Below are 26064 nucleotides of genomic sequence, written 5' to 3' on the forward strand. Positions count from 1 at the left end.
TGAGGCCGACGCCCCGGGCGGTGCCGTGCCTCGTCGGGGCTCGCGGTGGCGTCCTCGGCCACGACGACGCCGTACCCCGGCCGCAGCGCCGTCGCGGCCGGCGCCGCGTCGCCGTGCGCGGTGGACGGCCCGGCGGCCACCGCCTCGGTGACCCCCTCACGGCGCGGTACGTCGTCCGGCTCGGTGTCCTCGAACGCGTCGAGACCGCGCTCGGTCACCAGGTGGCGGCCGGGGCGGGGCGTGCGGCCGGTCGGGGGCGGCGTCCGGCCCGCCGTCCGCCCCGTCGGCGCGCACGTACCGGACCGGGATGACCGTCGAGAACCGATCACGCGGCCGCCCACACGCCTCGACGACGCCACCGCCGACCGGCTCCCACTCCATGTCGACGATCCACCGCTGCAGCTCGACCAGAACAAGCGCCGTACGAACGTGACTCATCGACTCCCCCAGCTGCGGGCAGTCGTGCCTCCCCCAGTGCCTCAAGGGCCGGGGAGGCGCCCCCAGGGCGATGGGGGTCCCCCCGCTCATGGGGGAGGAGCCGGGAGTGGGGGAGGCGCCCCGCGAGCGCGGGGAGCGAGCCCGCCCCGGCCCACCGGACGTACCGTCAGGCCTGCTTCGACGCCAACTCGATCACCGTGATGTCCGACGGCGCGCCCACCCGCGTGGGCGGCCCCCACGCGCCGGCGCCCCTGCTGACGTACAGCTGGGTGTCGCCGTAGCGGTCCAGCCCCGCCAGCGTGGGATTGGCGAGACCGGCCACGAGGTTGCCGGGAAACAGCTGCCCGCCATGGGTGTGCCCGGACAGCTGGAGGTCGACCCCGTGGTCGACGGCGTCGTGGATCTGCACCGGCTGGTGGGCGAGCAGCACGCACGCCCGCCCCCGGTCCCGGTCACCGAGCGCCTTCGCGTAGTCCGGGCCCTGGCCCTCGTCCTCACCGGCCACGTCGTTGACCCCCGCCAGGTCGAAGTGCGGCAGCTCCGTACGGGCGTTCTCCAGCGGGTTCAGCCCGAGCCGCCGCACCTCCTCGACCCACTGCTCGGCACCGGAGAAGTACTCGTGGTTGCCGGTGACGAAGAACGAGCCGTGACGCGCCCTCAGCTGCGCCAGCGGAGCCGCGGCCGGGCCGAGGTCCTTCACGTTCCCGTCCACCAGGTCGCCGACGACCGCGATCAGGTCCGGCTGGGTCGAGTTGATCGTGTCGACGACCTTCTGCGCGAAGCCCCGCCCGAGCACCGGCCCGAGGTGGATGTCGCTGACCACCGCGATGCGGTAACCGTGCGCCGCGCGGGGAAGCTTGGCGAGCGGCACGGTGACCCGCTTCACCCCCGGCCCGCGCAGCACGCCGTACGTCCCGTAGCCGACGGTCCCCACGGCCGCCGCCGCGGCGGCGCCGCCGACGACGCGGGAGACGAACAGCCGCCGGGAGGGGGCGGCGGGTGCTCCCTGCGGGCCGGACGCGCCGCCGTCGGCCGCCGGGCCGTCCCCCGCCGTCCCGGCGTCCGTCGCGTCGCCCGGGCCGCCCGGACCGCGTCCCGTGCCCTGCCCGGCCGGTATCGGCTCCGGCCGCGCCGGTACGGGCTCCGCCGCCTGTGACGTCCGCGCCCGCCGTTCCAGGATCCGCCGCAGCACCGGGCGCACCAGTTCGCCCGCGAGCACCGCCAGCAGCAGGTACAGGGCCAGGGCCAGCCACAGGTAGCCGGGCCAGGCCAGGACCTGCTTGAGCCGGAAGGGGGCGTCGCTGCGGCTGACGACGAAGGTGGCCACCGTCAGCGCCCAGCCGCCGACGATCACCGCCGCGCCCGCGCGGCGCACCGCGCCCGGGCCCTTCGTGGTGTCGCGGAAAAGACGCCGCCACACGTACCAGTTGCCCGTCACCAGGACGGCCACGACCAGTAGCGCGATGAGTACGAAAACGATGGCCACGAGGCGGAGTTCCCCTATTTCCGGTCAGGACGTCCGTGACGTCCGGCTCAGTGCGCGCAGTCCGCGCAACCCGATGCCCCCGATGACCGTCCCCAGTACGAAGGAGACCACGGCGAGCGTCAGGTGAACGAAGAAGTACGCCGTCGGGTGCCCGTCCTCGAACGCGAGTCCGCTGCTGTCCTTGACCAGGTTCTTGACGAAAGTGACCCAGATGACCCAGCTCCACACCCCGAAGGCGAGCAGGAACCAGGAGACGGGGCGGCTGAGCTTCACCAGAGAAGACCTTTCCTCACAGCGCCGGGCCCCCTCGGCCGGCCGGGGGTCCGGGGGTCGTCCCCCGGGAGAGCACGGCATGGGTCCAGTATCGCCGGGCGGTGTCCGGATCCTTGCCCGGGGTGGGGACCTGCCCGGGACTTCGCCGGACATGGCATGTACGTTTCCGGTCGTGCCCGCACCCGAGAACACCGTCCGGCGATCGCTGCTGGTCGCCTCCGCCGTCCTGTTGTCCGCCGCGCTGACCGCGCCCGCCGCCCTCGCGGCCCCGAAGCCGTCGACGAGTCCGTCGGCCACTCCCCCGGCGACGACGTCGATCGTGGGCGGCGCCCGGCTCGGGCAGCCGGGGACGCAGGTCAACCTCGCGAGCGGGGTGCCGGTGCTGCCGAAGGAGCTGTCGGCCCGCTCCTGGATCGTCGCCGACGCCGAGTCCGGCAAGGTGCTCGCCGCGCACAACGCGCACTGGCGGCTGGCCCCCGCGAGCACGCTGAAGATGCTGTTCGCCGACACGCTGCTGCCGAAGTGGCCCAGGACGACGGAGCACGAGGTCGAGCCGTCCGACCTGGCCGGGATCGGCGCCGGTTCCAGCATGGTCGGCATCAAGGAGGACGAGACGTACACCGTCCACGACCTGTGGCTGGGCGTCTTCCTCCGCTCCGGCAACGACGCGGTGCACGTGCTGTCGGCGATGAACGGCGGTGTCGAGAAAACCGTCGAGGAGATGAACGCGCACGCCGAGGAGCTCCAGGCGCTCGACACGCACGTGGTCAGTCCCGACGGCTACGACGCCCCGAGGCAGGTGTCGTCCGCGTACGACCTGACGCTGATCGCCCGCTCCGGGCTGCAGAAGAAGGACTTCCGGGAGTACAGCTCGACGGTCAGGGCGCAGTTCCCGGGTGAGACGAAGAAGAACAAGAAGGGCAAGAAGGTCCGCGGGGCCTTCGAGATCCAGAACACCAACCGGCTGCTGGCCGGCGACACCGACGTGCCGGTCTACCCGGGCATAGCCGGCGTGAAGAACGGCAACACCACCAACGCGGGCGCCACCTTCACCGGTGTCGCCGAGCGGGACGGCAAGGTGCTGCTGGTCACCGTGATGAACCCGTCGAAGAACGAGCACAACGAGGTCTACAAGGAGACCGCGAAGCTCTTCGACTGGGGTTTCGAGGCGGCCGGCAAGGTCGAGCCGGTGGGTGAGCTGGTGCGGCCGAGGAGCGTGGCGCAGGCCGGCGCCCGACCGGGCCCGTCCGCCTCCCCCGGCGAGGCCGGGGGCGCCGGGGACGGAGTCGTCGCGGCCGGTTCGAAGCCGGTGGCGAGTGCCGCGTCGGGCGGCGGCGCCGACGGCGCCGGGGTCGCGCTGGGCATCGCCGGCGGGGTGCTGGTGCTGCTCGCGGGCGGCGCCTTCCTGGTCAACCGGCGCTGGCCGCTGCCGGACCTGGTGCGTCGCCGCTCGCGTCCGTGAGCCCGGGGACCTCGTCCCGCTTGCTCCACGTCGCCGTCCAGGCGGCGCAGAACAGGACCAGTTTCGAGGTGAGGTTGATCCACAGCAGCAGGGCCACCGGAACGCCGAACGCGCCGTACATGCTCTTCGCGGCCACGCCCTGCAGATAGCCGCTGAGCAGCAGCTTCAGCAGCTCGAAGCCGACCGCGCCGGTGAGGGCGGCGACGAGCAGGCGGTGCCGGGTGGGTTCGACGCCGGGCAGCAGGGTGAGGACGTACAGCAGGAGCAGGAAGTCGGCGCCGACGGCGACGGCGAACGCCGCGACGTGCAGGACGATCCCGCCCCAGCCGCCCTTCTCCAGCCCGGCGGCGTCACTGATCCGGCCGACCATCGCGGAGGCGACGGTGGAGGCGACCAGGGTGATCAGGACCGCGCCGCCCAGGCCGACGAGGGTGCCCACGTCCTTGCCCTTGCGCAGGAGGGGGTTCTCCTCCTCGTCGGGCAGCTCCCACACCGCGCGCAGGCACTCCCGCATGGAGCCGGCCCAGCTGACGCCGGTGAACAGCAGCACGGCGCCGGCGATGAGTCCGACGGTGCCGGCGTTCTCCACCAGACCCCCGACGTCCAACTGGTCGGAGATGCCGGGCACCTGGTCGGCGATCCTGTCCTGGAGGGTGTCCTGCTGCTCCCGGCTCAGCGTGGCGGCGCCGATCGAGGCGGCCACGGTGAGCAGCGGGAACAGCGCGACGAAGCTGGTGAACGTCATCGCGGCGGCCAGCCGTGTCCAGTGCACCCGGTCCAGACGCTCGTACGACCGCCACGCGTGCGTGAGCATCAGCCGGGCCGCCCACGGCCCGACGACGGGAAGCCTTTTCAGCCAGTCCATGACCCGACCCTGCCCCCCTCGTGGAAGCCCCATGTCCTGGTACCCCGAAACCGGGCCCGCGTGACCGGCGGCGGAGCGGACGGTTCCTCACCAGTCGGCCACCGCCAGGGCGTACATCACCCCCCAGACCAGGCCGATGACGGCGAGCGCGCGGTCGCCCAGCACCACGTCCTCGGGTTCGCCGGCGGTACCGCGGTCGGCGAAGACGGCGTACCGGAGGACGGCGAGGACGAAGGCGACCACGGACAGCTGCCGCCAGGGCAGCACGCTGGTGTGCGGCACGCCGCCCTCCTCCAGGGCCCACAGGCAGTAGCCGAGGACGGCGACGCCGGCGGCGAGCTGCCAGACGAAGCGGAGGTAGCCGGTGGTGTACTCGGCGAGCAACGCGCGGGTGGCGCCCGCTTCCCCGGCCGTCTGCACGGCTTCGGAGTAGCGCTTGGCGGCGACCATGAACAGGGCGCCGAACCCGGTGGTGATGAGGAACCAGCGGGACAGGGGGATGCCGAGGGCGAGACCGCCGATCACCGCGCGCATCACGAAGCCGGTGGTGACGACGGTGAGGTCGACGACGAGGACGTGCTTGAGGCTGACGCAGTACGCCAGCTGCATGACGAGGTAGGCGGTCAGCAGCGCGGCGGCCTCCGGGGGGCACAGCCGGACCGCGACGGCGGGCGCGAGGACGCCGAGGGCGGTCCCGGCGGCGTAGGCGGCCGGCACCGGGACCCGGCCGGCGGCGACCGGGCGGCGGCACTTGACGGGGTGGGCCCGGTCGGCGTCGGCGTCGCGCGCGTCGTTGACCAGGTAGACGGCGGCGGCGCAGGCGGTGAACAGGACGAAGACCAGGGCGAGCCGGGTCAGGGCGTGGACGGAGAACAGTTCGCCGGCGGCGGCCGGGGCGGCGATCACCAGGACGTTCTTGACCCACTGCTTGGGCCGCGCGGTCAGCAGCAGGCCCGTGAGGAGGCCGCCCGTGCCGGACGGCGCGGTCTGCCGCCGGTCGGGGCGCTCGCGCAGGAGGGTCACGCGGGGCCTCCCGTCATCCAGCGGGCGCCGAGGCGGGCGGTGAGCGCGCCGAGGACGGCGCCGGCCGCCACGTCCGACGGGTAGTGGACGCCGGCCACCAGGCGGGAGACGCAGACGGCGGCGGCGAGCGGGGGCACCGCGCGGGCGCCCAGCGCGCCGAAGGCGACGGCCGCGGCGGCGGAGGAGGTGGCGTGCGAGCTGGGGAAGGAGTGCCGGCCGACCGTGCCGACCAGGGGTTCGACATGCGTGGGCCGTGGACGGCGCACGACCCGTTTCACGAGCGAGCCGGCGACGTGGGCGCCCGCGGTGAGCGCGGTGCCGCGCAGCCAGGCGCCGCGCCGGGGGCGGTCCACGGCGGCTCCGGCGAGCCCCACCGCGAGCCACACCGCCCCGTGCTCCCCCGCCCGGGACAGGGCCCGCGCGGCCCCGGCCACGCGCGGGTCCGCGCCGCACGCTCTGAAGGCCGAGACGATCCGGTGGTCCATGCCGTGGAGACCGGGGGTGCGGGGGAGGTCGTGGAGGTCGTCCATGGGGACCCACTGTTCACGCCCGGCGGGCCGGAATTCCCGTCACCGGGGAGCGACATCCCATTAATCACCCGTTTCAGGGATGGGGGTGACGTTTCAAAGCTAAAAAGTCACATAGGGGCGATACGGTCACCGTCATGCCTGCCGACACCGTTCCCGTCACGGGGTGGGGCCGCACCGCTCCCACCGCCGCCCGGCTGATCCGCCCACGGACGTACGAGGAGGCCGCCCGGGCCGTCCGGGAGTGCGGGGCCCGCGGGGGCATCGCGCGGGGACTGGGGCGGGCGTACGGGGACGCCGCGCAGAACGCGGGCGGCGCCGTGCTCGACATGACGGGTCTGGACCGCGTGCACGCGATCGACGCCGACGGCGGCACCGTGCTGTGCGACGCGGGCGTCTCCCTGCACCGGCTGATGGAGGTGCTGCTGCCGCTCGGCTGGTTCGTGCCGGTGACGCCGGGCACCCGCTACGTGACGGTCGGCGGGGCGATCGGCGCCGACATCCACGGCAAGAACCACCACGTCTCCGGCTCCTTCTCCCGCCACGTGCTGTCCCTGGAGCTGCTCACCGCCGACGGGCGGGTCCGTACGGTCGTGCCGGGCACGCCGCTGTTCGAGGCGACCGCGGGCGGCATGGGCCTGACCGGGGTGATCCTCACCGCGACGGTCCGGCTCCAGCCGGTGGAGACCTCGCTGATGCGTGTCGACACCGAGCGCGCGGGCGACCTCGACGACCTGATGGCCCGCCTCGCCGACACCGACCACCGCTACCGCTACTCGGTCGCCTGGATCGATCTGCTGGCCCGCGGCCGGGCCACCGGCCGCGCGGTGCTCACGCGCGGCGACCACGCCCCCCTGGACGCGCTGCCCCGGGGCGGCCGTGCGCGCGGGGAGCCCCTCTCCTTCCGCACCTCCAGGCTCCCGGCCGCCCCCTCCTTCGTCCCCGAGGGCCTGCTCAGCCGCACCACCGTGGGGCTGTTCAACGAGCTCTGGTACCGCAAGGCCCCCCGCGCCCGGACGGGACAGCTGCAGCGCATCCCCGCGTTCTTCCACCCCCTCGACGGCGTGCCGCACTGGAACCGGGTCTACGGCCGAAGCGGCTTCGTGCAGTACCAGTTCGTCGTCGGGCACGGCCGGGAGGACGCCCTGCGCCGGATCGTGCGCCGGATCTCCGGGCGCCGCTGCCCGTCCTTCCTCGCCGTCCTCAAGCGCTTCGGGGAGGCCGACCCGGGCTGGCTGTCCTTCCCGGTGCCGGGGTGGACCCTGGCCCTGGACGTCCCGGCGTCCCTGCCCGGCCTCGGCGGCTTCCTCGACGAGCTCGACGAGGAGGTCGCCGGCGCCGGCGGGCGCGTCTACCTCGCCAAGGACTCCCGGCTGCGTCCGGAGCTGCTCGCGGCCATGTACCCCCGCCTGGACGACTTCCGCGCGCTGCGCGCGGAACTGGACCCGCGCGGGGTGTTCGTCTCCGACCTGGCCCGCCGCCTCCACCTCTAGACAACCTCCAGGAGCCGTCATGAAGGACGCCTTCGGCCTCCCCCAGTCCCTGCTCGTCCTCGGCGGTACGTCCGAGATCGCGCTGGCCACCGCGCGGCGGCTGATCGCCCGCCGCACCCGCACGGTGTGGCTGGCCGGACGCCCCTCCCCCGGCCTGGACGAGGCCGCCGGACAGCTGCGCGGCCTCGGCGCCGAGGTGCGCACGGTCGCCTTCGACGCGCTCGACCCCGCCGCCCACGAGGAAGCGCTCGGCAAGGTCTTCGCCGAGGGCGACGTCGACCTGGTGCTGCTCGCCTTCGGCACCCTGGGCGACCAGGCGCACGACGAGCGGGACCCCCGGGCCGCGGTGCGGGTCGCGCAGACCAACTACACCGGAGCGGTCTCGGCGGGCCTGGTGTGCGCGGGCGCGCTCCAGGCGCAGGGCCACGGCTCGCTGGTGGTGCTGTCCTCCGTGGCGGGCGAGCGGGCCCGCCGCGCGAACTTCATCTACGGCTCCAGCAAGGCCGGCCTGGACGTCTTCGCCCAGGGCCTCGGCGACGCGCTGTACGGCACGGGGGTGCACGTCATGGTCGTACGCCCCGGGTTCGTCCGCACGCGGATGACCGCCGGTCTCCCCGAGGCGCCGCTGGCCACCACGCCGGAGGCGGTCGCGGCCGCCGTCGAGCTGGGGCTGCGGCGCCGCGCGGAGACCGTGTGGGTGCCGGGCGCGCTGCGGGTGGTGATGTCGGCGCTGCGGCACCTGCCGCGCGGGGTGTTCCGCAGGCTGCCGGTCTGACGGCCGGGGGCGCTCAGTGGGCGGAGACCGATCCCCGGTCCACGCTCCCGGACTGCGGGGGCACCACCAGGGAGCCGAAGGGGAACTCGCGCAGCTTGCGCCACACCCCGTCGGCGCCCTGTTCGTAGAGCGCGAAGCCGGTGCAGGGCCACGCGGCCTCGTAGCCGGCGAGCTCCTCGAAGGCGCGGTCCATGGCCGCCTCCTCGATGCCGTGCGCCACGGTGACGTGCGGGTGGTACGGGAACTGCAGTTCGCGGGCGACGGGGCCGGAGGCGTGGCGGATCCGCTTCTGCAGCCAGGTGCACGCCGCACCGCCCTCGACGACCTGGACGAACACCACCGGCGTCAGCGGCCGGAAGGTGCCGGTGCCGGACAGCCGCATGGGGAACGGGCGGGCGGCCGCGGCGACCTCGCCCAGATGCGACTCGACGGCCGGCAGCCCGGTGTCGCCGATCTCCGTCGGCGGCAGCAGGGTGACGTGCGTGGGGATACCGTGAGCCGCGGCGTCGCCGAAGCCCGCGCGCAGCTGCTGAAGCCGGCTGCCGTGAGGCTCCGGGACCGCGATCGACACGCCGATCGTTACGGTCCCCACGTCGTCTCCTGTCGTTGTGGTGGTGGAGCGGGGTGGAACTGCGGTGAGCGCCGGGTGACCGCCGAAGCGGTCACCCTGTCATCGACTGTACGACCACGACCCGGATGCGGGCAGGCGCAACCGGAGTGATGTGCGGCGCTGTGCGGTGGTACGGACCGCCGCCGCGGGCCGGTTCAGCGCCGGTTCGACACCTGGTGGGCCGGTGTTCGGCGGTTCAGTGCTTGGCGGGCAGGAAACCGACCCGGTCGTACGCCCGGGAGAGGGTCTCCGCGGCGACGGCACGCGCCTTCTCCGCGCCCTTGGCCAGGATCGAGTCGAGCGTCTCGGGGTCGTCCAGGTACTGCTGGGTGCGCTCCTTGAAGGGGGTCACGAACTCGACCATGACCTCGGCGAGGTCCGTCTTGAGCGCACCGTAGCCCTTGCCGGCGTACTTCTCCTCCAGTTCGGGGATGTCCGCTCCGGTGAGGGTCGAGTAGATCGTCAGGAGATTGCTCACCCCGGGCTTCTCCACGACGTCGTAGCGGATCACCGTGTCGGTGTCGGTGACCGCGCTCCGCACCTTCTTGGCGGTGGTCTTCGGCTCGTCCAGGAGGTTGATGAGGCCCTTCGGCGTGGACGCCGACTTGCTCATCTTGACCGTCGGGTCCTGGAGGTCGTAGATCTTCGCCGTCTCCTTGAGGATGTACGCCTTCGGCATCGTGAAGGTCTCGCCGAACCGGCCGTTGAAACGCTCGGCGAGGTCGCGGGTGAGCTCGATGTGCTGGCGCTGGTCCTCGCCCACCGGCACCTCGCCCGCCTGATAGAGCAGGATGTCCGCGACCTGCAGGACCGGGTACGTGAACAGGCCGACCGAGGCGCGGTCGGCGCCCTGCTTGGCGGACTTGTCCTTGAACTGGGTCATGCGGGAGGCCTCGCCGAAGCCGGTGAGGCAGTTCATGACCCAGGCGAGCTGGGCGTGCTCGGGCACGTGGCTCTGCACGAAGAGCGTGCAGCGGTCCGGGTCGAGACCGGCGGCCAGCAGCTGGGCGGCGGCCAGCCGGGTGTTGGCGCGCAGCTCGGCCGGATCCTGCGGGACCGTGATCGCGTGCAGGTCGACGACCATGTAGAACGCGTCGTGGGTCTCCTGCAGGGCCACCCACTGGCGGACGGCGCCGAGGTAGTTGCCGAGGTGGAACGAGCCTGCGGTGGGCTGGATTCCGGAGAGCACGCGGGGTCGGTCAGTCGCCATGCCCACCATTCTCTCAGGCTCCGGGGGTCACTCGGGCGCGGGTCCGGAACAGGGGGGTCGCGATCCGTCCCCGGTGGTGTGACAAGGCACGGGAGGCGGGAGGGGCGGTATGCGACGACGGGTGTGCGCGGTGGCGGCGGGCGCGGCGGTGGTGCTGACGGCGGCGCCGGGGGCGGTGGCGGACGGCGCGCCGCCCGGGGAGGAACCGGATGTGGCGGTGGTCGTGCACGCCGCCGGGCGCACCGCGTCCTGGCACGCCGGTCGGCGGGACTTCGACCGGCTGCGGAGCCTGCCGGACCCGCTGCGCGAGGGGGACGGAGCGGGTCCCGGCGCAGTGGACGGAGGGGCGGCGTCCGCGGGCGCGGGTCACCGTGCTGTGGGGGCCGACCGGGGTCGGGGGCCGGCCGCGAACGCGCCGGGCGCCCGGTGGGGACGTGGCGACGCTGCGCCGGGACCAGCTGTTCGTGGCCGGGGACGGCACGCCGTGGGTGCGCACGGACCCGGCGCCGGACGTGGAGGACGACGGCATCCGCCGGCACCGGGTGCCCCGGGACGTCCACGACCGGCTGGACGGCGACGGCTTCCTCGGCGGGGAGCCGGAGGCGTCCGCCTCCGGCGGCGGGCCGGACGGGCCGGTCCGGGCGGTCGGAGGGCTCGGGGGCGGGATCGCCGGGACCCTGCTGGTACGCCGCGCGGCGGCCCGGTACCGTACCGGGCCGCCGCGTGGGGGGAGCCGCGTCGGGAGCTGATCGACCTGTGAGGTCCCGCGGGGTGCGGGGTCCCGCGGGGGTCAGCCGAGGTCGATCTCCGGGTAGAGCGGGAAGCCGGCGACCAGGTCGGTGGCGCGGCGGGAGATCTCGTCGGCGACCTTCGCGTCGAGGACGTGGGCGGCCTTGGAGGGGGCGCCGGACTTGGTGGTGCCGGGTTCCGTGGTGGTCAGGACACGGTCGATGAGACCCGCGACCTCGTCCATCTCCGCCGTGCCGAGACCGCGCGTGGTCAGCGCGGGGGTGCCGATGCGGATGCCGGAGGTGTACCAGGCGCCGTTGGGGTCGGCGGGGATGGCGTTGCGGTTGGTGACGATGCCCGAGTCGAGGAGGGCGGCCTCGGCCTGGCGGCCGGTGAGGCCGTAGGAGGTGGCGACGTCGATCAGGTTGAGGTGGTTGTCGGTGCCGCCGGTGACCAGGGTGGCGCCGCGCCGCGTCAGGCCCTCGGCGAGGGCGCGGGAGTTGTCGACGACGCGCTGGGCGTAGTCCTGGAAGGCGGGCCGGCGGGCCTCGGCGAGGGCGACGGCCTTGGCGGCCATGACGTGCGGGAGCGGGCCGCCGAGGACCATCGGGCAGCCGCGGTCGACCTGGTCCTTGAGGGAGTCGTCGCACAGCACCATGCCGCCGCGCGGGCCGCGCAGCGACTTGTGGGTGGTGGTGGTGACGATCTGGGCGTGCGGTACCGGGTCGAAGTCGCCGGTGAGGACCTTGCCGGCGACCAGGCCGGCGAAGTGGGCCATGTCGACCATGAGCGTGGCGCCGACCTCGTCGGCGATCTCGCGCATGATCCGGAAGTTCACCAGACGGGGGTAGGCGGAGTAGCCGGCGACGATGATCAGCGGCTTGAACTCGCGGGCGGAGACGCGCAGGGCCTCGTAGTCGATCAGGCCGGTGGCCGGGTCGGTGCCGTAGGAGCGCTGGTCGAACATCTTGCCGGAGATGTTCGGGCGGAAGCCGTGGGTGAGGTGGCCGCCGGCGTCCAGGGACATGCCGAGCATGCGCTGGTTGCCGAAGGCCTGGCGGAGCTCGGCCCAGTCGGCCTCGGAGAGGTCGTTGACCTGGCGGGCGCCGGTCTTCTCCAGGAAGGGGGCCTCGACCCGGTCGGCGAGGACGGACCAGAAGGCGACGAGGTTGGCGTCGATGCCGGAGTGCGGCTGGACGTAGGCGTGGCGGGCGCCGAAGAGCTCCTTGGCGTGCTCGGCGGCGAGCGACTCGACGGTGTCCACGTTGCGGCAGCCGGCGTAGAAGCGGCGGCCGACGGTGCCCTCCGCGTACTTGTCGCTGAACCAGTTGCCCATCGCGAGGAGGGTGGCCGGGGAGGCGTAGTTCTCGGAGGCGATCAGCTTGAGCATCTCGCGCTGGTCGGCGACCTCCTGGCCGATGGCGTCGGCGACGCGCGGCTCGACGGCGCGGATGACGTCGAGGGCGGAGCGGAAGGCGGTGGACGCGGGGGTGAGCGGCTGCTCGGCGGCTGACATGGGGACCTCCGGACGTGGCGTTCTGCGTTCACGGTACGGCCCAGGCGCACGGCACATGTGTCCGGACCCGAAGGGCCCGGGGCCGCTTCCCGATGGTTGCTCCATCCCAGCGCGCCAGTCACGGCCCACGGTCACATTACCGGGCGGCGCGAAGTGCCACGGCGAGGCGTCCACCATGCGGGCGCCGGCGTCCGCCTCGCCGGCGCGGGCGGCGCGGCTAGAGGATCACGTGCGGCAGGAAGCGGGCGTACTCGTCCGTCACCAGGCCCGACGACTCACGGATGCCCAGGCCCGCGGACTCGTTCTCCACCACCCAGGCGCCGAGGACGACGTGGTTGCCGTCGAAGTCGGGAAGAGGGGCGAGCTGCTGGTAGCAGCAGGGTTCGTCGCGGAGGACGGGGCCGGCGCCGGGCTCGTGGAGGGTCACGCCGGCGCCCTCGCGGCCGAGCAGGGGCTTGGCTGCCCAGCCGGTGGTGTCCGCCAGCTCCCGCGGACCGTCCAGGTAGGCGGGGAGGAGGTGGGGGTGACCGGGGTGCAGCTCCCAGAGGATCGCCAGCAGGGCCTTGTTGCTGAGCAGCATCTTCCAGGCGGGCTCGATCCACAGGGTGGTACCGGTGCCGCCGCCGTTGTCCAGGGTGTCGAGGACGTGGCCGGCGAAGCGGTCGGTGGTGAGCCACTCCCAGGGGTACAGCTTGAAGACGCTGCGGATGAACCGGAGCCGGTTGTCGACGAAGCGGCCGGAGAGGCGGTCCCAGCCGATCTCCTCCATGGAGATCCAGTCGGTGTCGAGGCCGGCCTGTTCGGCGGTCTCCTTGAGGTAGGCGACGGTCATCAGGTCCTCGCCGAGTTCGTCGGCGGAGGAGTGGGCGAAGTACAGGGGGCTGCCCGGCGGGAGGAGGGCGCCCTGTCTCCTCCAGGCGTCGACGAGGCGTTCGTGGAGGGAGTTCCACTGGTCGGCGCCGGGGAAGCGTTCCTCCATCCAGAACCACTGGGGGGAGGCGGCCTCCACGAGGGAGGTCGGGGTGTCGGCGTTGTACTCCAGGAGCTTCGCGGGGCCCGTCCCGTCGTAGCGGAGGTCGAAGCGGCCGTAGACGGAGGGGAGTTCCGCGCGCCGACGCCAGGCCTCGGCGACCGCGCGGGCGATGCGCGGGTCGGTGATGCCGAGGTCGGCGAAGCGGTCGGCGGTGACGATGTGCTCGGCGGCGGCGAGGCACATGCCGTGCAGTTCCTCGACGACCTCCTCCAGCGCCTCGACCTCCTCCAGGGTGAGGACGTAGTAGGCGCTCTCGTCCCAGTAGGGGCGCAGGGACCCGTCGGGGTGACGGGTGAGCGGGTAGACGAGCCCCTGCTCCTCGACGGTCTCCTGCCAGCCGGGGCGGGGCTCGGTCGTACGTCGTTCCATGACCCGCTCAGCCGCCGCCGCTGCCGGAGCCCGAGCAGCCGAAGCCGCCCCGGTCGACGGCCTCGCTGCGGCTGAAGGTGCCGTCGTCGGCGTAGCCGTTACTGACGTCGGCGTCGTAGTACCAGTCGGCGTCGGTGCGGGTCCCGCCACCCTTGCCGGGCGAACGGGGGGTGGTCCCGGAGGACGTGCAGCTCCTGTCGGCGACGATCTTGTAGCCGTTGAGGTGGTCGTAGCTGTCCCGGTCCACGCACCGCCGGTCCGGATCCGACCCGCACGAGGTCAACGCCGCCGCGAGGACGCCCATCCCCCCGAGCACCACCGTGCTGGACCGCAACCGCCGCCGCGACTCCGCCATGTCCTTCGCTCCCCCTCGCACGTCCCCGGAGCACCTCTCCCGGCTCGCGGCGGACAGCCTAGGGACCGGCCGGCCGCCGCGCACGGGAGCCCCCTGCCGGCCGCGCTCCCCCGCCGTCGGTTTGCGAACCTTGACGCGGTATGCCGGTTCGGTGCGTCAGGGCAGCGCCCGGCACAGGGCGTCCAGGGCGCCGGCCCAGGCGTGGTCCGGCGGGGTGGCGTAGCCGACGACCAGGGCGTCGCCCGCCACGGTGTCGGCGGCGGGGTGACGGAAGCGGGAGAGGCCGAGGACGGCGAGGCCCTGCCAGGTGGCGGCCTGGACCACGGACCGCTCGGTGCCGGGCGGGAGCCGGAGGACGGCGTGCAGGCCGGCCGCGATGCCGGTGATCCGGACGTCGGGGGCCCGGGCGGCGAGGGACTCGACCAGGCGGTCACGGCGGCGGCGGTAGCGCAGGCGGGCGGCGCGGACGTGGCGGTCGTAGGCGCCGGAGGCGAGGAACTCGGCGAGGGTGAGCTGTTCGAGGACGCCGGTCGAGCGACCGCCGCCGTGGGCCACGACGTCCGGGACCAGGGCCGGGGGCAGGACCGCCCAGCCGAGGCGGAGTCCGGGGGCGAGGGACTTGCTGGCCGTGCCGAGGTAGACCACGTGGTCGGGGTCGAGGCCCTGGAGCGCGCCGACGGCCTGGCGGTCGTAGCGGAACTCGCCGTCGTAGTCGTCCTCCAGGATCAGTCCGCCGGTGCGGCGGGCCCAGTCGACGACGGCGGCGCGGCGCTCGGGCCGCAGGGCGCCGCCCAGCGGGAACTGGTGCGCGGGACTGAGCAGGACCGCGTCGGCGTCACCCGGGTCCTGTGCGCGGGTGCCGAGGGAGTCGAAGGGCAGCGGGGTGGTGGTCAGGCCGGCGCGGGTGGCCAGGTCCCAGTGGACGCCCAGTCCGTAGGACTCCACGGCGAGGGTGCGGGCGCCGCGGGCGCGCAGCACCTCGCAGAGGAGGCGGAGGCCGCCGGCGAAACCGGGGCAGACGACGATCCGTTCGGGATCGGCGCGTACGCCGCGCACCCGGGCGAGGTAGTCCGCGAGGGCCGTGCGCAGTTCGGGGCGGCCGCGCGGGTCGCCGTAGCCGAGGGCGTCGTGCGGGGCGGCGGCGAGGGCGCGGCGGGTGGCCTTGAGCCACTCGGCGCGGGGGAAGGAGGCGAGGTCGGGGGTGCCCGGGACGAGGTCGTACGGAAGCCGGCCGGGGGCTCGGCGCGGGGCGGGCCGGTGGGCCGGCGGGCCGGGTACCGCGCGGTCGGCGACGCGGGTGCCGGAGCCCTGCCGGGCCGTGAGCCAGCCCTCGGCGACCAGGTCGGCGTAGGCGTCGGCGACGGTGTTGCGGGCGATGCCCAGGTCGGCGGCGAGGGAGCGGGAGGAGGGCAGCCGGGCGCCGGGGGCGAGCCGGCCGGTGCGGACGGCCTCGCGCAGGGCGTCGGTCAGGCCGCGGCGCAGGCCGGGACCGGCCGGTTCGAGGTGCAGGTCGATGCCGAAAGTGGCCCAGCGTTCCGCCATGGAAGTGGACCATACCGCTGGGCTGCCTCACTTCTAGGGTCGAGGCATGAGCACTACCGAGACGAACACGACGTACGCCGCCGAGCCGCCCGTCCGGCTGGAGTGGGCCCGGCACGCCCCCGAGGTCTACAAGGCGATGGTCCGGCTGGACTCCGCCGCCAGGAAGGGCCTCGACGCCACGCTGTACGAGCTGGTCAAGATCCGCGCCTCGCAGCTCAACCGCTGCGCGTTCTGCCTGGACATGCACACCAAGGACGCGCTCGCGGCGGGCGAGAGCGTCGAGCGGATCGTGCAGCTCGGCGCGTGGGAGGAGTCGCGGCACTTCTACACGGAGAAGGAGCTCGCGGCGATCGAGCTGACCGAGGCGGTCACCGTGCTGACGGACGGCTTCGTTCCGGACGAGGTGTACGAGCGGGCCGCCAAGCGGTTCGAGGAGCCGGAGCTGGCGCAGCTGATCGCCGCGATCGCGGTGATCAACGCGTGGAACCGGTTCGGCGTGACCTGCCGGATGACGCCGGGTCACTACACGCCGGGGCAGCGCGCGTGACGGCTCGTACGACCCGCCTCGACGCCGGTGTCCGCGGCGCGCTGCGGGCGGTGGGCGCCGCCGCCAAGAAGGGCCTCGGCGATCCCGGGCTGGCCGAGCTGGTCCAGATCCGCGCCTCGCAGCTCAACCACTGCGCGTTCTGCCTCGACATGCACCTCGCGATCGCCCGCGAGGACGGGGTGGTGCGCGAGGCGCAGCTCGATCTGCTGAACGCCTGGGAGGAGGCCGGGGACGACGTCTTCGACGCGCGGGAACGGGCCGCGCTGGAGCTGACGGAGGCGGTCACGGTACTGACGGACGGTTTCGTGCCGGACGAGGTGTACGAGCGGGCGGCCCGGCACTTCGACGCCGCCCGGCTCGCCCACCTCGTCGCGCTGATCACCGTGATCAACAGCTGGAACCGGCTGATGGTCGCCCGGCGGATCCCCCCGGGCTCCACCGAGTGGTGAACCAGGAGGTCGGGACAGCCACTTCCGCCATGTGACCCGGTGTCCGTCCACCCACGTGCCCGCCGCCGCGCCGCCGCGTTTCGCGGTGTCGTGGACCAGGGGCCGGGAGAGGGGGAAGGCCCGGGTTCGTCCGGGGGCGGTCAGCCCTGCCGGCAGGTGGTGTCCGGGGGACAGAAGTGGGCGAGGGCCGTCAGCGCCAGGTGCCGTTCGGGGTCGATGCCGTCGGTGGGCGGACCGTACGCGGCGATCGCGTACACCTTGCCGTCGCCCGGCGCGCGGAAGCGCACGTCCTGGACGTGCCAGCCGCCGGCCTCCGGCTCGCCCCGCAGGGAGTCGGCCCGGTACTCCAGCCGCAGCCCGAGGACTCCTGCCTCCTCGACCCGCTCCAGGGCGACCTTCTCGAAGCCGTCGGCCTTCGGCGTGCTGTCGGACAGGAACAGGTCGAAGGACTCCTCGGGGGAGGACTCCGCGACCTCGTACACCTGGAGGCGGTGGAGGCCGTCGGCGCTGCGGTAGTTGACGACGTCCATGCCGTGCCGGGAGGCCACCGCCTCACGCGTCCAGCCCAGCGGGCGGCCGATGGTGAAGCCCTCGGCGTCGGTGTGGAGTTCGTAGTCGGCGGGGAGTCCGGACGCCCGGGGGGACGGGGAGTCCGTGACGTCGTCGGTGGGTTCGACGGCGGCCGTTCCCACGTCCGACGGGCCGGGGGTCGCGCCGCCGGCCGGGGCCGGGCCGGAGGTGGCCGCGTGGTCGTCGCGGGAGCCGGGCCCGCCGTCCGTTCCGTCGCCGTCGACGAGCGGCGGCAGCAGCAGCGCCACGGCGGCCCCGGCCGCGGCGGCCCCGCCCAGCACGCCCCACAGGAGCCGCCGGCCGGGGCCCCGCCCGGCGGGCGGCGCCGGCTCGGCGGGCGGCCGGGCGGCGCCGTGCGGCAGTTCGGGGCCGGGCCAGGCTCCGTGCCCCGCGGCGGGAGCCGGTACGCGGCCCGCCGGCACGTCGTCCGGCGCGGGCGCCGCGCTCGCCGGCACGCCCGGGGCGGACGGCAGGAACTCCGGGCGCGGCGGGGGCGGCGGGGTGACCGGTGCGGCGGCGTCGCCGCCGTCCTCCCAGCGCTGGGTGTCCTCGTTCCAGTACCGCTGTCCCCCGCTCATCCCGTCCCTCTCACATTCCCAGCAGTCCGGCGACGGCCCCCGCCGACGCGAACAGCGTCAGGATGCTCTGGGCGTCCGTGAGCACCTCCCGCAGCCGCCGGAGGCGGCCCTCGCCGGCCGTTCCGGTCCGGGTGATCTCCTCCTCGGTCTGGGCGAGGGTCTCGTCCAGCCGGGCGGCCTGCTCGTTCTCCCGCAGCCGGGCCAGGTCACCGCGGAGTTCCCGCACGGCCGCCAGCAGTTGCTCGGCGGACTCGTCGCGCGCCGCGGGGGCGGCGTTGCGGGTCTCGGCCCGGGCGTGGTCGCCGAAGGCGAAGGAGGAGTTGTCGGCGCGGCCGATGCTGACGTTCGGCTCGTCGGGTGCCATCGCTAGTCGGATCCCTTCTGCGGCTGGGGGCCGCCGATCGTGGTCTCGGCGCGCGCGTGGTCACCGAAGGCGAACGAGGAGTTGTCGGCGCGGCCGATGTGCACCGCGCCGTTGCTGATGTTGACGATCTTCTGGACGAACTCGCCGGTCTCGTAACCCGCGTCGGCCAGGGCCAGCCGCACCCCGCGCCCGATGCGGTCCTGGACGCTCCTGAGGTACCGGGCGGCGTCCATCTCCTGGAAGGTGGACCCGGCGGGCGCCGAGGCCAGCTCCCGCACCGACAGGGCCGGCCCGTCGGGCAGCGCGTGCGCGTGGCCGCCGGTCAGCAGCCGCCACACGTACACCGCGCCCCGGCCGAGCGTCACCAGCGAGCGGCCCGCGGAGCCGGGCACCAGGACGGCCGCGCCGGCGATCCGGCCGAACGGGCTGTCGTTGCGGAACCGGTGCGAGGTGCGGTCGGCGTCCTTGAAGTCCGCGCGGACCGGCGTCAGCACGTGCGGGGCGATCTCCAGCATGAGCATCCGGCCCTGCGTGTGGACGCGCACGAAGACCGTGACGACCAGTTCCTCCTCCCAGCCGCCGACGCGGATGCGCAGGAAGTGCCGGCGCTTCTCGCCGCCCTCCTCGACGGCCCGCCCCCGGTGCTGCTCGAACTCCGCCGGGCCGTAGGGCGCCTGGTCGCGGGTGAGGAGCCCTTCGACGGGCAGGAACACGCACTCGTCGATCTCCAGGCGGCGCAGCCGGTCCCGTACGCCGGGGCCCGCGTGCTCGGCGGGCACGCGCAGCTGCTCCAGCAGCGGCCGGATCCGGTCGAGGATCGCGCGGTTGCCGAGCGGCTGCTGCTTCTTCTCCTCGTCCGGCCGCAGTTCCACGGCGAGCACCCAGGTGTCGTACGCCTCGCCCGCCCCGCAGAACGGGCGCGCCTCGTGGTACATGACCAGCGGCGTGTGCTGTTCCAGCCGGATGCGGTGCGTCAGCCGCCGCAGCCGCTGCCCCTCGGCCTGCTCGGCGGGGTCGCCGGCGGCGTCCGGGAAACGCCGCGGGGACAGTTCGGCGGCGAGGACGCGGGCGAACTGGCTGCGCCGGGCCGCGACGCACAGGCCGACGCAGACGAGCACACCGATCCCGAACCAGGCCTGCCACGGTTCGGCCAGGGTCGCGAAGGAGTCGGTGAGCGACTCCAGCACGTCGTCCCCGTCGGAGCCGTACGAGGAGCCGTACCCGGAGCCGTATCCGGAGTCGTCGTCCGTGCCGCCGCCGAGGGCGACCGTGGCCAGCGTCAGCAGGGCGAGCGCGGTGAGCACCCGGCCGCTCCAGCGCGTCAGGAACGCGGCGAGCCAGCGGTACCAGGGCGGCTGCGCGGCCCGCCCGCGGAGCAGGGGCGCGACGGCGAGCAGCAGGCTGGGCCACAGGAGGAAGGCGAGCAGGCCGCCGCTGAGCGGTACGCCCACCACCCACAGCCCGAGGACGGCCGCCGCCCACAGCAGTTCCTGGCGCCGGGCGCGCAGCGCGTGCGCGAGGACGCGGGCGGCGTCGAAGCCGAGCGAGGGCGCGACGACGCGCTGCTCGTGGAGGTAGAGCTGCTCGATGACCTGGTCGCGGTAGCCGGAGTCCAGGTAGACGCCCGCGCACAGCAGGCGGGACGCCTCGCTGGCGTGCGGTGGTGTGGGCGGCGGGTCGGACGGCGGCGCCGCGCCGGTGTGCTGTGGCTGTTGCGGCACGTGGGCAGTGCTCACGCGGATCCCCCGATGCGCGGCTGACACTCGAAGTGACGGGGGATCAGCATAGGGGAAGCGTGCGTGCCGGCGAACCGGATTGCCGGGTGAGGTCGCGTACGGGGACGAGGACGCGCGGGGCCCCGCGCCGGACGAACCGGCACGGGGCCCCGCGGAGGCCGTGGAAGGGCTCAGATGAGGCCGAGGCCGCGGACCGCCTCGCGCTCCTCCTCGAGCTCCTTGACGGAGGCGTCGATGCGGGCGCGGGAGAACTCGTTGATCTCCAGGCCCTGGACGATCTCGTACGTCCCGTCCTTCACGGTGACCGGGAAGGAGGAGATCAGGCCCTCCGGGACGCCGTAGGAGCCGTCCGACGGGATGCCCATGGAGACCCAGTCGCCCTCGTCGGTGCCGTTGACCCACGTGTGCACGTGGTCGATGGCGGCGTTGGCGGCGGAGGCGGCCGACGAGGCGCCACGGGCCTCGATGATCGCGGCACCGCGCTTGGCGACGGTCGGGATGAAGTCCTCGGCCAGCCACTTCTCGTCGCCCACGACCTCGGCGGCGTTCTTGCCGGCGACCGTGGCGTGGAAGATGTCGGGGTACTGGGTGGCGGAGTGGTTGCCCCAGATCGTCAGCTTCCTGATCTCGGAGACCGGGACGCCGGTCTTCTTCGAGAGCTGGGTCAGCGCGCGGTTGTGGTCCAGGCGGGTCATGGCGGTGAACCGCTCGGCCGGGACGTCCGGGGCGGCGGCCTGGGCGATCAGGGCGTTGGTGTTGGCCGGGTTGCCGACGACCAGGACCTTGATGTCGTCCGCGGCGTGGGCGTTGATGGCCTGACCCTGCGGCTTGAAGATGCCGCCGTTGGCCTCGAGGAGGTCACCGCGCTCCATGCCCTTGGTGCGCGGGCGGGCGCCCACGAGGAGGCCCACGTTGGTGCCGTCGAAGGCCACGTTCGGGTCGTCCGTGATGTCGATGCCCTGCAGGAGCGGGAACGCGCAGTCGTCCAGCTCCATCGCGGTGCCCTCGGCGGCCTTGAGCGCCGGGGTGATCTCCAGCAGGCGCAGCTTGACCGGCACGTCCGCGCCGAGCAGCTGGCCGGAGGCGATGCGGAAGAGCAGGGCGTAACCGATCTGGCCGGCCGCGCCGGTGACGGTGACGTTCACGGGAGTGCGGGTCATGGCGTTCTCCGTATGACAGCTGGCGGTGGGGCGGTCCCTGCCCCGGGGTGCGGGATCCCGCTCCGGCTCGTGACCGGCGTCCACCACGATGATCGATCATCGGTTCGCATGATCGATCTCTTGGCGTCAAGAGAGATCCAGCGGCCAGGCTATCGCGCATCCACGGGCGCGGACGGCCGGGCTCCCTGTGGCCCGTCCCACAGAGTGACGGTCCGGGTGGACGGGTAGCCGAGCGGCGCATAAAAGGGCGGCCGCTCCGTCCGGGAGAGGTGGGGACGGGGCGACCGCCGTCGGGGACCGACCGTGCCGGGCTCCCGTGGGGGGGTACTTTCCCCCTGCCCGCCTTTCGCCGCTCCATGCGCATCACCACGCTTCCCCCACATATATGGGTCCGTACGGACCCATGTATGTGGCGCGCGGGGCCGTGCGCGGGGACGCTACTCGGTGCAGCCCTTCTCACCGGTGGCGGCCAGTACCGCGCAGGCCTTCGCGTCCGTCGCCTTCTTCACCGGCACCATCGGGGTGTACGCGACCGTGTCGCCGGCGGCGGTGATGCTGTCGCTCTGCTTCTTCGCCGTGCCCGCGCCGATCTCGACCACGTCCCCCTGCGCGCCCTGCGTGATGCGCCCCCAGGCCGCGGAGCAGGTCTCGCTGTAGCGGACCTCCACCGTGGTGGCGCCGACGGTCGCGGTCCGGGTCGTGGTCACCAGGTCGCCGCTGCACCCCATGGCCTCGGCGTCCTTGCCCGCGCAGCTGTCGCCGCTGCACTTCACGCCGGGGGGCAGGTCGACACGGGCGGTGGCGGTGGGCGAGGGGGACGTCCGGGCCTCGTCCTTGCTCTTGTCGCCCTCGATGCCGGTGACGTAGAACGCGGCGGCGACCACCACCAGCGCTCCCATCGCTCCGGCGACGAACGTCCACGTCCGCCGCCTGCCGTCGGAACGGCCGGCGCCCTGGCGGCCGTGACCGGGCGCGTCCGGGGGCGGTGCGCCGTACATGCCGGAGGGCCCGGGCGTGCCTCCGCCCGCCGCGGCCCCGGGGGCGTGACGGCCCGTCCGCGGCGAGTCCGCCGGCGCGGCGACCCCCCAGGAGTTCGTCCCGGACCCACCGCCCCGCGCGCCGCCCTCCCGTACGCCGCCGGTGGCGTCGCGCACGTCCGCGGCGGTCGGCTGCGGCGGCACGCTCGGTACGACCCCGGCCGGCCCCGCGACGCCCGGCCGGACCGCGGCTTTGCCCTTGCGGGGGGATCCGCCGCCCGAGCCGGAGGACGGGCCGGCGAGCTCGCTGAGCGCGGCGCGCGCCTGCGAGATCCGGATCGCCTCCATCGTCATGTCGTGACGCATCTCCGAGCGGCTCCAGGCACGCTCGGCGAGCTCCCACATGGTGGTGAGGTGCACCGGGTTGGTCCCGGTGACCTCGGCCAGGGCCACGATCGCGCCCTTGGGGGCGAGCAGCCGGCCGTTCAGGTAACGCTCCCAGGACGTCCTGCTGTAGCCCGTGCGGTCGGAGACCGACGCGACGCTCAGGCCGCTGCGGTCCACGACCCGCCTGAGCTGACTCGTGAACTCCCTGATCTGTGGATCGAGTTCATCCGGCAAGGCCTTCCAACGAGGCATTGTTTCCCCCCTCTTCCCCCCGGTTGGTGCTGGTTGTTCCCTCGCGCATGGCGCCCCTCGCCGAGTCCTCGTCGTGACTACCCACGAGGATGCCGCCGGGCAGGGTCTCAGTTCCCGGGGTGGGGGCGCACGGGAGCGTCGGAGCCGCGGGCAGGCGCCGTCGCACGCCTCCTCATGCGCGCTCCAGTGTCCCACCGGCCGCCCCCTCGGCCGAACGGACCCGGGCGGGACGTCCGGACCGTCCCGTTCGTCCACGCCGGTCCGCCGTCCCACCCCCGCGTCGCGCGACCGCGCTTTCGTCCCCGCATCGACACCGGCCGGTCGCCCGCAAAAGCGTCGCAAGGCCGTACGGGGATTCCGGGGAGCGTAGCGGAATGGTCACTTCCGTGCCACAGCGGCCGAACAGCCGTTGAACGGGCCCTTCGCGGTGCAGGAAGGTGGTCCCCGGTGGCGGCCCGTCCTCTCACGGGGGTGTGGACGGGCCGCCGTTCGCGGCGCTCCGCCTCCGGCTAACCGTCGACCGTGAAGTGCAGCGTGTCCTTCAGGAACGGGATCTCCAGCAGCGGCTTCGGCTGCACCATGAGCGCCAGCAACACGATCACCAGGCCCAGCCCGGCGTACGTGACGATGTCCGTGAAGCGGGAGCGCACCGCGAGCATGCCGACGTCCGGCACCAGCCAGCGCAGCAGGGAACCGGCCAGCAGGGCCGCGCCGACCAGCAGCGTGCCGAGCCGGAACTGGTCCAGCGCGGTCAGCAGCAGCCCCAGTCCGACCGTGAGCAGCACGGCGAGGATCGGCCACTGACGGGCGGGCGCGGGGGCGTCGCCGGGGGCGGCCCTGCCCCCGCCCTCGGGGCGCGCGGTGTCCCTGGTGAACAGCGGGAACCGCCGGGTGGTGCGGCGCGGCCTGCCCTCGGCGTCGGGCGCGCTGACGGGGTCGCGGACCGTGATGTCCCCGGCACGCTCCTCGGAGGCGTCCGGGGCGCCGCGCTCAGCCGACACTGCGCTCCGCCGCCTCGACCACGTTGACCAGCAGCTGGGCCCGGGTCATCGGGCCGACGCCGCCGGGGTTCGGGGCGACCCAGCCGGCCACCTCGGCCACGCCCGGGTGGACGTCGCCCACGATCTTGCCCTCGGCGTTGCGGGAGACGCCGACGTCGAGGACGGCCGCGCCGGGCTTGACGTCCTCGGGACGGATCAGGTGGGCGCTGCCCGCGGCGGCCACGATGATGTCCGCGCGCCGGAGGTGGGCCGCCAGGTCGCGGGTGCCGGTGTGGCACTGGGTCACCGTGGCGTTCTCGCTGCGCCGGGTCAGCAGCAGGGGCATCGGGCGCCCGATGGTCACGCCGCGGCCGACGACCACGACCTCGGCGCCCTTGATCTCCACGCCGTGGCGGCGCAGCAGGGTGATGATGCCGTTGGGGGTGCAGGGCAGGGGGGCCGGCTCGCCCAGGACGAGACGGCCGAGGTTCATCGGGTGGAGACCGTCGGCGTCCTTGCCCGGGTCCATCAGTTCGAGGATGCGGTTCTCGTCGATGCCCTTGGGCAGCGGCAGCTGGACGATGTAACCGGTGCAGGCGGGGTCCTCGTTCAGCTCGCGGACGACCGCCTCGATCTCCTCCTGCGTGGCCGTGCCCGGCAGCTCGCGCTGGATGGAGGCGATGCCCACCTGGGCGCAGTCACGGTGTTTTCCGGCGACGTACTTCTGGCTGCCGGGGTCCTCCCCGACGAGGATCGTGCCGAGGCCGGGCGTGACGCCCTTCTCCTTCAGCGCCGCCACGCGGGCGGTCAGATCGGACTTGATCTCGGCTGCGGTGGCCTTGCCATCGAGAATCTGGGCGGTCATGGCCCCATCCTCGCGGATGACCGGGCCCCGGTTCCAATCCGCTCGCATTTCGGGCGGCCGCGACACCCTCCGATCACGTATCACCCGTTTCCGGCCAAGATCGTGAGGTTGCACTTGCACAACACATACGGCTTACGCCTGGACAAGGAAAGGAACGGTCAAGAACGATGAGGGCACAGTGCCGCGGGCAGAACCGGGGGGACGGACCGCATCTGTAGAACTTCCTCCGCGCCGAGTCTCGCGTCGTCCCCGCACCTGAAGCGCAACGGAGGAAGAACCGCCATGAGTTACGGCGACCCGAACAATCCCTATGGTGCCCCGCAGGGTCAGCCGCCCGGCTACGGCTATCCCCAGCAGCCCCAGCAGCCCCAGCAGGGGTACGGCTATCCGGCGGCGCCGCCGGTGGGCGCCTACTCCGGCGCCCCGGCGCCCACGTCCATGCCGGGAACGGTGAGCACGGCACGCGTGCTGCTGTGGGTCATCGTGGGCCTGCAGCTCATCGGCGTGGCACTGTTCGCGATCACCGCCGCGAGCGTGGAGGCCGCGAAGGACGACCCGACGCTGAGCGAGGAGCCCGCGTTCGAGCAGCTCGCCGACTACTCGTCCGGCCTGCTCTGGGGACTGACCGTGTTCGCGCTGGCGTGGGGCGTGTTCGCGCTCGTGCTGGCCCTCAAGTTCGGCAAGGGCGGCAACGGCGTCCGCGTCACCGCGCTGGTCTTCGGCATCATCACCGCCATCCTCGGCATCTACCCCTTCATCCTCGTGGGACTGATCCACACGGTGCTGGCGATCCTGATCGCCGTGTTCGTCGGCAACGCCGCGGGCAGCGCCTGGTTCAAGCGCCCGCGCTACTGAGGGCGACCGCCCGAGCACACCGCCGCCAGGGCCGTGCCTCCCCCGCCCGGGGAGGCACGGCCCTGGTGCGTCCGGGGTGGCGGGCGCCGCGTCACGCGGCGCGGCGGCGTGTCCACCGGCATCGTCACCCGGCAACGACGGGGCGTCAGGACTGCTTGTCCCCGGCAGTGATCTTCGGGCCGGGGTGATGAGAGGGTGCACGGGGCGGCGATCGCCGCCTTCCGTGAAGTCCCTTACCCACAAGGCAGGTTCACGTATGAGACTGACCCGTGGTGTTCTGCTGGTGGCCGCCACCGCACTCACGCCGGCCCTCCTCCTCACCGGTCCGGCGTTCGCCGCTGACTCGGCGCCGGCTCCCGTCGCCGCCACAGCGGCGGCCGGCGCCGACGACCCCGGTACGCCGGTGGACGAGATGTCGGAGCATGAGCTGCGCGCCGCCATCCTCACGCTCCTCGGCAAGCCCTACGCGGGCAAGCGCGTCACACGGGACGCCAACGCGGCCCTGGACGGCACCCTGGAGGACATGCGGACGTTCCTGAAGACCGGCTACCGGCTCGCGCAGTACGAAGACGACAAGGTCGCCCTCTTCACCATCCTCGGCAAGCCCTACGCCGGAAAGCGCGTCAAGCAGGAGATCT

At 73.7% G+C, this 26064-nt stretch carries 26 protein-coding genes, 1 pseudogene and 1 riboswitch; of the genes and pseudogenes, 8 read left to right on the forward strand and 19 right to left on the reverse strand.

The genetic code is table 11. The annotated features are described in order from the left end of the window. Positions 1-29 precede the first annotated feature (29 nt). The 3 genes and pseudogenes from ADK41_RS44320 to ADK41_RS22320 form a co-directional block, all read right to left on the reverse strand. Positions 30-359, reverse strand: a pseudogene (locus tag ADK41_RS44320) (isochorismatase family protein); the annotation flags it as partial. A 245-nt stretch (positions 360-604) separates the two neighbouring features. Continuing rightward, positions 605-1924, reverse strand: coding sequence for a metallophosphoesterase (locus tag ADK41_RS22315; RefSeq protein WP_030829793.1), 1320 nt, complete (start codon positions 1922-1924; stop codon positions 605-607). Positions 1925-1948: 24 nt separating this feature from the next. Next, positions 1949-2197 carry an SCO4848 family membrane protein gene (locus tag ADK41_RS22320; RefSeq protein ID WP_030829790.1) on the reverse strand — a complete coding sequence of 83 codons (249 nt, stop codon included), beginning with the start codon at positions 2195-2197 and terminating at the stop codon, positions 1949-1951. Between the two features lie 172 nt (positions 2198-2369). Between ADK41_RS22320 and ADK41_RS22325 the strand changes: the two genes are divergently transcribed. Beyond that, a complete protein-coding gene (locus ADK41_RS22325) occupies positions 2370-3659 on the forward strand; it encodes a D-alanyl-D-alanine carboxypeptidase family protein (protein ID WP_030829786.1) in 1290 nt (429 codons plus the stop codon). Here the strand turns inward: ADK41_RS22325 and ADK41_RS22330 are convergent. From ADK41_RS22330 to ADK41_RS22340, 3 genes are all read right to left on the reverse strand, one after another. Beyond that, positions 3607-4524 (reverse strand): YihY/virulence factor BrkB family protein, encoded by a 918-nt coding sequence (locus ADK41_RS22330; protein ID WP_030829783.1) that lies wholly within the window; start codon positions 4522-4524, stop codon positions 3607-3609. The genes ADK41_RS22325 and ADK41_RS22330 overlap by 53 nt on opposite strands. 87 nt (positions 4525-4611) lie before the next feature. Continuing rightward, positions 4612-5547, reverse strand: a complete 936-nt coding sequence (locus tag ADK41_RS22335) for a decaprenyl-phosphate phosphoribosyltransferase (RefSeq protein WP_030829780.1) — start codon at positions 5545-5547, stop codon at positions 4612-4614. Next, positions 5544-6077: a phosphatase PAP2 family protein gene (locus ADK41_RS22340; RefSeq protein WP_030829777.1), complete on the reverse strand. Its 534-nt coding sequence runs from the start codon at positions 6075-6077 to the stop codon at positions 5544-5546. Before ADK41_RS22340 ends, ADK41_RS22335 begins: the two co-directional genes overlap by 4 nt. A 134-nt stretch (positions 6078-6211) precedes the next feature. On the opposite strand from ADK41_RS22340, the gene ADK41_RS22345 reads away from it, so the two are divergent. After that, on the forward strand, positions 6212-7567 hold the full coding sequence (locus ADK41_RS22345; protein ID WP_030829775.1) for an FAD-binding oxidoreductase: 1356 nt from the start codon (positions 6212-6214) through the stop codon (positions 7565-7567). A gap of 19 nt (positions 7568-7586) precedes the next feature. After that, entirely contained in the window at positions 7587-8342 is a 756-nt protein-coding gene (locus ADK41_RS22350) for a decaprenylphospho-beta-D-erythro-pentofuranosid-2-ulose 2-reductase (protein ID WP_030829773.1), read from the forward strand. 13 nt (positions 8343-8355) lie between these two features. Here ADK41_RS22350 and ADK41_RS22355 read toward each other — a convergent pair whose 3' ends face one another. After that, complete coding sequence (locus tag ADK41_RS22355; protein WP_030829771.1) at positions 8356-8934, reverse strand: 2'-5' RNA ligase family protein; 579 nt, start codon at positions 8932-8934, stop codon at positions 8356-8358. Between the two features lie 214 nt (positions 8935-9148). Continuing rightward, positions 9149-10162, reverse strand: coding sequence for a tryptophan--tRNA ligase (gene trpS, locus ADK41_RS22360; protein WP_030829769.1), 1014 nt, complete (start codon positions 10160-10162; stop codon positions 9149-9151). 434 nt (positions 10163-10596) lie between these two features. Between trpS and ADK41_RS43365 the strand changes: the two genes are divergently transcribed. Further along, complete coding sequence (locus ADK41_RS43365) at positions 10597-10911, forward strand: hypothetical protein (RefSeq protein ID WP_234318889.1); 315 nt, start codon at positions 10597-10599, stop codon at positions 10909-10911. 41 nt (positions 10912-10952) lie between these two features. Here ADK41_RS43365 and ADK41_RS22370 read toward each other — a convergent pair whose 3' ends face one another. From ADK41_RS22370 to ADK41_RS22385, 4 genes are all read right to left on the reverse strand, one after another. After that, on the reverse strand, positions 10953-12407 hold the full coding sequence (locus tag ADK41_RS22370; protein WP_030829767.1) for a glycine hydroxymethyltransferase: 1455 nt from the start codon (positions 12405-12407) through the stop codon (positions 10953-10955). Between the two features lie 31 nt (positions 12408-12438). Next, positions 12439-12539, reverse strand: a riboswitch (ZMP/ZTP riboswitch). An 85-nt stretch (positions 12540-12624) separates the two neighbouring features. Then, positions 12625-13809: a glutathionylspermidine synthase family protein gene (locus ADK41_RS22375; protein ID WP_030829765.1), complete on the reverse strand. Its 1185-nt coding sequence runs from the start codon at positions 13807-13809 to the stop codon at positions 12625-12627. A 7-nt stretch (positions 13810-13816) separates the two neighbouring features. Continuing rightward, positions 13817-14164, reverse strand: a complete 348-nt coding sequence (locus ADK41_RS22380; protein ID WP_030829763.1) for a hypothetical protein — start codon at positions 14162-14164, stop codon at positions 13817-13819. A gap of 156 nt (positions 14165-14320) precedes the next feature. Continuing rightward, positions 14321-15706 (reverse strand): PLP-dependent aminotransferase family protein, encoded by a 1386-nt coding sequence (locus ADK41_RS22385; protein ID WP_030829761.1) that lies wholly within the window; start codon positions 15704-15706, stop codon positions 14321-14323. A gap of 46 nt (positions 15707-15752) precedes the next feature. Here ADK41_RS22385 and ADK41_RS22390 point away from each other — a divergent pair, with 46 nt between their 5' ends. Further along, positions 15753-16253: a carboxymuconolactone decarboxylase family protein gene (locus tag ADK41_RS22390; RefSeq protein WP_030829759.1), complete on the forward strand. Its 501-nt coding sequence runs from the start codon at positions 15753-15755 to the stop codon at positions 16251-16253. Continuing rightward, entirely contained in the window at positions 16250-16702 is a 453-nt protein-coding gene (locus tag ADK41_RS22395; protein WP_030829756.1) for a carboxymuconolactone decarboxylase family protein, read from the forward strand. The genes ADK41_RS22390 and ADK41_RS22395 overlap by 4 nt, the downstream gene beginning before the upstream one ends. Positions 16703-16842: 140 nt before the next feature. On the opposite strand, the gene ADK41_RS22400 is transcribed toward ADK41_RS22395, so the two are convergent. From ADK41_RS22400 to ADK41_RS22430, 7 genes are all read right to left on the reverse strand, one after another. Continuing rightward, the gene (locus tag ADK41_RS22400) at positions 16843-17850 is read right to left on the reverse strand and encodes a hypothetical protein (RefSeq protein WP_030829754.1); all 1008 of its coding nucleotides are present in this window, start codon (positions 17848-17850) and stop codon (positions 16843-16845) included. A gap of 10 nt (positions 17851-17860) precedes the next feature. Next, a complete protein-coding gene (locus ADK41_RS22405; RefSeq protein WP_030829751.1) occupies positions 17861-18214 on the reverse strand; it encodes a hypothetical protein in 354 nt (117 codons plus the stop codon). Between the two features lie 2 nt (positions 18215-18216). Further along, positions 18217-19950 (reverse strand): hypothetical protein, encoded by a 1734-nt coding sequence (locus tag ADK41_RS22410; protein WP_030829748.1) that lies wholly within the window; start codon positions 19948-19950, stop codon positions 18217-18219. Between the two features lie 170 nt (positions 19951-20120). Next, positions 20121-21110: a malate dehydrogenase gene (locus ADK41_RS22415; RefSeq protein WP_030829745.1), complete on the reverse strand. Its 990-nt coding sequence runs from the start codon at positions 21108-21110 to the stop codon at positions 20121-20123. 437 nt (positions 21111-21547) lie between these two features. Then, positions 21548-22726 (reverse strand): helix-turn-helix domain-containing protein, encoded by a 1179-nt coding sequence (locus ADK41_RS22420; RefSeq protein WP_078662029.1) that lies wholly within the window; start codon positions 22724-22726, stop codon positions 21548-21550. Positions 22727-23235: 509 nt separating this feature from the next. Beyond that, positions 23236-23727, reverse strand: coding sequence for a DUF3017 domain-containing protein (locus ADK41_RS22425; protein WP_030829739.1), 492 nt, complete (start codon positions 23725-23727; stop codon positions 23236-23238). Next, positions 23717-24571 (reverse strand): bifunctional methylenetetrahydrofolate dehydrogenase/methenyltetrahydrofolate cyclohydrolase, encoded by an 855-nt coding sequence (locus ADK41_RS22430; protein WP_030829736.1) that lies wholly within the window; start codon positions 24569-24571, stop codon positions 23717-23719. Before ADK41_RS22430 ends, ADK41_RS22425 begins: the two co-directional genes overlap by 11 nt. 282 nt (positions 24572-24853) lie before the next feature. Here ADK41_RS22430 and ADK41_RS22435 point away from each other — a divergent pair, with 282 nt between their 5' ends. Next, entirely contained in the window at positions 24854-25426 is a 573-nt protein-coding gene (locus tag ADK41_RS22435; protein ID WP_030829734.1) for a hypothetical protein, read from the forward strand. Positions 25427-25682: 256 nt separating this feature from the next. Beyond that, on the forward strand, positions 25683-26064 hold a 382-nt coding region (locus ADK41_RS22440), incomplete at its 3' end, for an ALF repeat-containing protein (RefSeq protein ID WP_199821849.1).

The sequence above is a fragment of the Streptomyces caelestis genome (assembly GCF_001279005.1).
In the GTDB taxonomy this organism is placed as follows: Bacteria; Actinomycetota; Actinomycetes; order Streptomycetales; family Streptomycetaceae; genus Streptomyces; species Streptomyces heliomycini.

What these genes read in the sequence shown, in the direction of transcription:
- ADK41_RS22330 (WP_030829783.1), bottom strand. Translation starts at nt 4,524, where the DNA reads ATGGACTGGCTGAAAAGGCTTCCCGTCGTCGGGCCGTGGGCGGCCCGG.
- ADK41_RS22340 (WP_030829777.1), bottom strand. Translation starts at nt 6,077, where the DNA reads ATGGACGACCTCCACGACCTCCCCCGCACCCCCGGTCTCCACGGCATG.
- ADK41_RS22345 (WP_030829775.1), top strand. Translation starts at nt 6,212, where the DNA reads ATGCCTGCCGACACCGTTCCCGTCACGGGGTGGGGCCGCACCGCTCCC.
- ADK41_RS22350 (WP_030829773.1), top strand. Translation starts at nt 7,587, where the DNA reads ATGAAGGACGCCTTCGGCCTCCCCCAGTCCCTGCTCGTCCTCGGCGGT.
- trpS (WP_030829769.1), bottom strand. Translation starts at nt 10,162, where the DNA reads ATGGCGACTGACCGACCCCGCGTGCTCTCCGGAATCCAGCCCACCGCA.
- ADK41_RS22370 (WP_030829767.1), bottom strand. Translation starts at nt 12,407, where the DNA reads ATGTCAGCCGCCGAGCAGCCGCTCACCCCCGCGTCCACCGCCTTCCGC.
- ADK41_RS22375 (WP_030829765.1), bottom strand. Translation starts at nt 13,809, where the DNA reads ATGGAACGACGTACGACCGAGCCCCGCCCCGGCTGGCAGGAGACCGTC.
- ADK41_RS22380 (WP_030829763.1), bottom strand. Translation starts at nt 14,164, where the DNA reads ATGGCGGAGTCGCGGCGGCGGTTGCGGTCCAGCACGGTGGTGCTCGGG.
- ADK41_RS22385 (WP_030829761.1), bottom strand. Translation starts at nt 15,706, where the DNA reads ATGGCGGAACGCTGGGCCACTTTCGGCATCGACCTGCACCTCGAACCG.
- ADK41_RS22390 (WP_030829759.1), top strand. Translation starts at nt 15,753, where the DNA reads ATGAGCACTACCGAGACGAACACGACGTACGCCGCCGAGCCGCCCGTC.
- ADK41_RS22400 (WP_030829754.1), bottom strand. Translation starts at nt 17,850, where the DNA reads ATGAGCGGGGGACAGCGGTACTGGAACGAGGACACCCAGCGCTGGGAG.
- ADK41_RS22405 (WP_030829751.1), bottom strand. Translation starts at nt 18,214, where the DNA reads ATGGCACCCGACGAGCCGAACGTCAGCATCGGCCGCGCCGACAACTCC.
- ADK41_RS22415 (WP_030829745.1), bottom strand. Translation starts at nt 21,110, where the DNA reads ATGACCCGCACTCCCGTGAACGTCACCGTCACCGGCGCGGCCGGCCAG.
- ADK41_RS22420 (WP_078662029.1), bottom strand. Translation starts at nt 22,726, where the DNA reads ATGCCTCGTTGGAAGGCCTTGCCGGATGAACTCGATCCACAGATCAGG.
- ADK41_RS22430 (WP_030829736.1), bottom strand. Translation starts at nt 24,571, where the DNA reads ATGACCGCCCAGATTCTCGATGGCAAGGCCACCGCAGCCGAGATCAAG.
- ADK41_RS22435 (WP_030829734.1), top strand. Translation starts at nt 24,854, where the DNA reads ATGAGTTACGGCGACCCGAACAATCCCTATGGTGCCCCGCAGGGTCAG.